Source organism: Psychrobacter sp. T6-1 (assembly GCF_052258445.1).
This window is the reverse complement of record NZ_JBQQFC010000140.1, coordinates 1-6,063: the sequence shown is the minus strand read 5'-3', so window position 1 is coordinate 6,063 and position 6,063 is coordinate 1. Positions and strand designations below refer to the sequence as shown.

6 protein-coding genes are annotated in these 6,063 nt (G+C 47.0%); 2 read left to right on the top strand and 4 right to left on the bottom strand.

Annotated features, from left to right (window positions below; translation table 11 throughout):
* Positions 1 to 17: 17 nt before the first annotated feature.
* The 4 genes from ACTXGO_RS08555 to ACTXGO_RS08540 form a co-directional block, all read right to left on the bottom strand.
* On the bottom strand, positions 18 to 1,307 hold the full coding sequence (locus ACTXGO_RS08555; RefSeq protein WP_435949066.1) for an NAD(P)H-dependent glycerol-3-phosphate dehydrogenase: 1,290 nt from the start codon (positions 1,305 to 1,307) through the stop codon (positions 18 to 20).
* Positions 1,308 to 1,396: 89 nt separating this feature from the next.
* Positions 1,397 to 2,044 carry a nitroreductase family protein gene (locus ACTXGO_RS08550; protein WP_435949067.1) on the bottom strand — a complete coding sequence of 216 codons (648 nt, stop codon included), beginning with the start codon at positions 2,042 to 2,044 and terminating at the stop codon, positions 1,397 to 1,399.
* 33 nt (positions 2,045 to 2,077) lie between these two features.
* Positions 2,078 to 3,178 carry a cell division protein ZapE gene (gene zapE, locus ACTXGO_RS08545; protein ID WP_435949069.1) on the bottom strand — a complete coding sequence of 367 codons (1,101 nt, stop codon included), beginning with the start codon at positions 3,176 to 3,178 and terminating at the stop codon, positions 2,078 to 2,080.
* Between the two features lie 55 nt (positions 3,179 to 3,233).
* On the bottom strand, positions 3,234 to 3,893 hold the full coding sequence (locus tag ACTXGO_RS08540; protein WP_435949070.1) for an alpha/beta hydrolase: 660 nt from the start codon (positions 3,891 to 3,893) through the stop codon (positions 3,234 to 3,236).
* A gap of 196 nt (positions 3,894 to 4,089) precedes the next feature.
* Between ACTXGO_RS08540 and ACTXGO_RS08535 the strand changes: the two genes are divergently transcribed.
* Both ACTXGO_RS08535 and xseA read left to right on the top strand, forming a co-directional pair.
* On the top strand, positions 4,090 to 4,458 hold the full coding sequence (locus ACTXGO_RS08535; RefSeq protein WP_435949072.1) for a hypothetical protein: 369 nt from the start codon (positions 4,090 to 4,092) through the stop codon (positions 4,456 to 4,458).
* 166 nt (positions 4,459 to 4,624) lie between these two features.
* Positions 4,625 to 6,063: exodeoxyribonuclease VII large subunit (xseA, locus tag ACTXGO_RS08530; protein ID WP_443574051.1), on the top strand; the 1,439-nt coding region annotated here is incomplete at its 3' end.

The following is a 6,063-nucleotide window of genomic DNA, read 5'->3' as shown; positions in this document are numbered from 1 at the left end:
AATAAAACTAACAGCCCCTAATCTTTGTCTTGGGCAGACGTATCGGCTTGATCGTCCGCTGATTTTTTCATCTGCGCGGTTAGTGAGGCATTGCTATGATCATGCGGCATTACAAATTCAACGTCGCTGCGAAAGCCGGCTTCCATTAGATGCAGGGCAACGCCAAGCGCTGCTTTATCTTCGTAAATGACGGCATAAAGCGCATGGGTAATTGGCATATAAATACCCTCTTTGCTCGCTTTTTCATGTACTTGCTGAATAGTATTGACGCCCTCAGCCGTTTGCCCTAACTTTTTGACCGCAGCATCGATACTCATGCCGCGCCCAAGCATGTTACCAATACGAAAATTACGACTGAGCTCTGAGCCGCAAGTGGCGTATAAGTCGCCCACGCCAGATAAGCCTAAAAACGTCAAAGGATTAGCACCTGTCTCAACACCGAAACGGCTCATCTCCGCTAAAGCTCGGGTAAGCAGCATAGCTTTGGTGTTCTCGCCAACCTCATAGGCAACAGCCATACCCATAGCGATGGCATAGATGTTTTTGAGAGCGCCGCCAAGCTCAACTCCGTGCACGTCATCACTAGCAAAGACGCGAAAAAACGCACTGTGCAGAGCCGCTTGCACCGCATGACGCAGTGGCTCAGAGCTACTGGCGATGACGGTCGCTGAGGGCATGTTTTTCATAATCTCAACGGCTAGATTTGGCCCAGACATCACGCCAAAATTTACCTCAGGTAGCACATCTTTGATGATATCGCTCATCATGGCAAAAGTATCTTTCTCCATGCCTTTGGTCAATGAGACTATCGACTGCCCTGTGATAAAGGGCGCGATGCTTTGTAGCGTCTCACGAAAGGCTGAGCTGGGCACCGCTAAAAATATAATGTCTTTGTCTTTTACAGAGGCTTCTAAGTCGTGGCTATATTTGAGGCGATCATCGAGCTTATAGCCTGGCAGATATTGTTTATTCATCTGCAATTTAGCCATAGATTTGACCGTGCGCTTATTACGGACCCAAAGCGTCGTATCGCAGCCGTTACGCGCCGCCAGATTAGCCATTGCCGTACCAAAACTACCGCCGCCCAAAAATGCTAAGCGCAGCTTGGTTGGGTTTTTGTGGATCTTGTCCATGTTTTCGGCGACAGCAGACTCCACCGCACTTGGATTGAGTTTTTTGCGTCCCAAACCTGACTTGGTCGCGCGCTCAATAATACTAGCAAGCAGGCCACTTTGTTTATCGCCGCTGCTCTTATTGTCTTTATTACCATTATTTTTATTGTCTTTTGGGTCAGTAGCGTTTGTCATAATTAGTAATCCGTATTGCGCAAATAAGATGGTAACGCGCGTTAGTGCCGTTTATTATAAATATTATTTTTAACATTCAATAGCGAATATCAGTGTTCAAAACGTGTTAAAGGCTCGATATCTATAGGTTTACGCACAGGCTTTTGAGTGGGACTGCTGCCAGTATAAACAAAAGCGGTCACATAATCATCTGCGCTAACATCGAAGTACGCTTTTACCGCAGGCTCATTGCAGAGCAGACCTGTGCGCCATACGGTGCTATAGCCTTGTGCCTTTAACGCCAATATCAGATTTTGTACGGCAGCGCCTGCACTAAGCATCTGCTCAAAAGGCGGCACTTTTTTGTGTGCTTGCATGTGCGTGACTACTGTAATGATAACGGGCGCACGCAAAGGTAGGTTGGCAGTTTTGTGAATAGTCTTTTCAGACAATGTCTCGCCTTCTTGCTGAGCTTTTGCTTTGGCGGCAGTGACGAGCGCTTGACCTAAGTCGCGGCGGGCCTCGCCTTGCGTCACAATAAAGCGCCAAGGACGCAGTTTTTTATGATCAGGAGCAGTGGCTGCACATTCAATAGCCGCTTTTATTTGCTCAGTTGATGGTGCTGGCATCTCTAAATTACCGATACTACGCCTAGAGTTAATCCAAGCTATTAGTTGCTCATCACTCGCTTGAATCTCAGAGTCTTGCGAGATATCTACAGCACTTATCTTGTTGTCGTTTTTATCGTCAACGCTCATGGGTTATCCTTTTTTATTGTCTGTTCTAGAGCATTAGGTAGCGGTTTCAACGCGGTGCGCCATTTTTAAATAGTCTTCTGATTGCATCTCAAGCAGACGTGAACGCGTACGCTCAATCTCAAAGGCAAGTTTTTCGCCTTGATATAACTCGAGGATAGACTGCTGCGCGCGTACCAAAAGCTTGACGCGGCGATCATAAAACTCGTCCACTAAGTAAATAAATCGGCGCGTGGGGTCACGCAAATCATCATCTAAGGCAGGTACCGCATTGATGAGCACGGTGTTAAATTGCTTAGCGATTTCGATAAAGTCGTTGGCAGAGCGCGGCTGCATACACAGTTGGCGAAAGTCGCAGAATAAAATGTCTTCCGTGCGCGCATTTATGGCAATCTCGCGACCATTGATAATGATAGGCTCGTTGCTAATTTTTTGGTTGCTTGAGAGACTAGCAAAGCGGTTAGCGAGCCAATTGTGGTTTTTCTTCGTCATCGGCGATTTATACAGCTCAGCCTGCTGTAATACGCGCAGACGATAATCAACGCCTGCGTCAATATTCATGACCGTCGTATGGCGCTCAACCTCAGCGATAGCAGGCATAAAGCGATCACGGTGCAAGCCATCTTTATACAGACCTGAGGGTTCAATGTTCGATGTGGCCACCAGCGTTACGCCGCGATTAAACAGCATAGTGAACAGATCGCCTAATATCATGGCGTCTGAGACGTTAGAGACAAAAAACTCATCAAAGCAGATAACAACGGCTTCGTTATAAATGATGTCGGCGACTTTTTCAAGCGGGTCAGATTGTCCCTGCAAAGCGTTTAGCTCACGGTGGACGCGCTGCATAAAATGATGAAAATGCTGACGCATCTTGCGCTCAATAGTCAGCGAGTCATAGAACATATCCATCATCCAAGTCTTGCCACGTCCCACCCCGCCCCACATGTACAAACCTTTGGGCGCTTCGGGTTTGGACTTTAAAAAGCTAAAAAAGCTCTTTTTTTGCTCAGAGCCTGTATTGAGCTGATGATACAAGTTATCCAAGTAACTCATAGCCTCAAGCTGCTGCTCATCTCGGGTAAACTCATCAGTAGCGATGGCTTGCTCATAGCGTTGCAAGGGCGATAGACTCATAATAGGACTCGTTATTGGATAAATTTAGGTATAAATAAACAAAAAGGCAAAACGGTTATATAGGCTTACCAAAGCTATGCTGTTCAAGTAGCGCTTTGAGCTCAGACAATCGGCCATGAAAAAAATGTCCTGCGCCATCGACCACGCTGACCGCAATACCTTGCTGCTCGGCAAAAGCTTGCATAACATCAGGGCTAATGACGCCGTCAGCATTACCATAGATCTCAAACGTTCTATCTATAGGCAGGCTCAAATCACTAACGTCATTGTCCTCAACCGAGGGCGCGATAAGTGCCACATTAGCTACTTCAAAATCGCTTAGCCCCCAGATATGTGGCAACGTTGTCACTTGCTCAGCGGCGCGTGCAGTCACGTATCCTCCAAAGGAGAAACCACCAAGCCACAATTTGCGTGCGCCTGTCTGTCCTGCAATCCATTGTAACACGGTCATCGCATCAATGACTTCACCCTCAGCATAATCATGCTCGCCTGTTGACTCGCCCACACCGCGAAAGTTAAAACGCACAGCGTGCATACCATTGTCACGAGCAAAGCGGTACATAGTGGTCACCACCTTATTGTTCATTGTACCGTCAAACAAGGGGTTAGGATGACACAATAGCGCGACCGTATCAGTATTGGGATCATTTGGGTTGTCGTTTTGCCACAGCGCGTCGACTTCGAGCACGCCAGCAGGGGCACATATTAGAGGCATAATGAGCGTCATTGGTTAAAATTGTGATTCAATTATCCTAGATATCATTATTATTTCAAGTGATTTGCTGTGTCTGTCTGTGTTTATGTCATTTTAAGATCTTTATAACGTATTGATAATATCTCTAGCGCCGATAGCGTAAATAAGGTAATGTCGAGCGTATCTTATCTTTTTTCCCCTTTTAGCAGGATTTGCTATGACTTCATTGACTAAAACTACGACGTTGACAGCTGCACTTGCCGCTGTACTTGCTTTAAGCGCTTGTCAAAGCACGCCCTCATCGCCAGTGATTCAGCGCGAAGGCTCAATTTTTGAGACTACAGGTATTGCTGACACCAAAGTAGGCGCGCAACAAAACGCTATCGACAGTGCTCAAAAAACTTGCCGCAATAAGCAGGTCATCATCGTCAAAGACGAGGCAAGATACAATGGGATTTTGGATGAGCGTTCAGGGCGAATGGTTGGACAAGTGGGCGCTGTAGTGGGGTCAATATTTGGTACCGGCACACCTAACTTATCTCGTGATGACGATTACGAGTACGCTATCAGTTTTCGCTGTCAGTAACTTATCGCTCAGTCAAAACGCCAGCAATTTTGCATAATAAAATAAGCCAATAAGTATGCGATCAAACAGCAGCTTATTGGCTTTGCTTTTTTTTGCTATGTGTTTTGGGTAAACTACTCCTTTAAACTTTTTGCTCACTCAGCGTTAACATCGTGGTTCCCTTATTATGCGTAAACCCAATCTCTCAATACCCAAATCAGCCAAAGTCCTCGCCCCTGCCAAAGATTTGGCAACGCTAGAGGCTGAGCTTGCCGAGGCGGATGATACTCTCGAGAATACCGTACTGCGTTTAAGCGACTACTTATCTGCTGTCGATATGGTCATCAAACAAACCTTTGATCATAGAGTATGGGTCAAAGCTGAGATTCGCAATCTATCCAGTAAAGGCGGTCATTACTACTTTGAATTAGCCGAAAAGGACGATGATGGTAAAGTTGTGGCCAGCTGCCGCGGCAATCTATGGCGCTTTAAAGCCTCCCGCGTGCTTGCTAAGTTTGAACGCGCAACCGGTATGGCGCTTAGCCGTGATTTAACGGTTTTGCTAAAGATATCTGCCAACTTTCATGCGCAATACGGTTTTTCGCTCACTATTGAGGATATTGACCCCAGCTATACTTTGGGCGACTTGGCGCGCCAGTATGCCGAAATGGTTGACCGCCTAAGCGGTGAAGGCTTATTAACCTTAAACGCGCAATTGCCAAGTCCATTTGATATCGAGCACGTTCTTGTTATCGCTCCCGAAAAAGCAGCAGGCTTAGGCGATTTTCAAGCGGACGCCAACAGACTGGCCTCGACAGGCGCTTGTCATTTTCACTATCATCATGCGACCTTTCAGGGCAATCATGCCCCAGGTGAGATTCGGCAAGCGATTGTCAGCGCTCAGCAGCAGTTTTTAGAGCGCTATAACTGCTTGCCTGATTTACTCGTTATTATACGCGGCGGCGGTGCGGTCGGTGATTTGGCTTATCTCAACGACTATGAGCTGGCAGCTCTGGTCGCAGAACAGCCCATCCCCGTATGGGTCGGTATCGGTCATGAACGCGACAAAGTGATATTGGATGAGGTGGCGCACACCAGCTTTGATACGCCCTCCAAAGTCATCGCAGCAATTATGAGTCATCTGGCTGCCTTGATCACGCAAACTCTGACATATCAAGCTCAAATCAAACAGGCTGCACGTCATCAGTTGACTCAAGCTGACATGCAGTGTGCTCGTCAATTGAGTCAAGTACAAACGCAAACAGTCGGACAGCTCACCGCCCTACAAAGAGACAGTAAGCACGCGTGGCAAAGCGTACAACAAAGCGCTCATAGACAGATTAGACAAGCTAAGCGCCTTAGCGATGAGCGCCATCAGTTAATAAAAGATAGCGCCTACCAGCACGCGTCCACTGCTGGCAAAGAGGTTAAGCGCTATCAAAAAACGATCACTCAAAGTGCCCAGCAGCAAGTTATACAAGCACAGCGTGAAAGCGCACATCTACGTGATATCGTGCTCTTGCATCGACCCGCACGGGTACTCAATCAAGGCTATACCTTGCTGACAGATAAAGCTGGCAAACAGATATTCACCAGCAGTACTCAGTTATATGCTGACCAAACGCT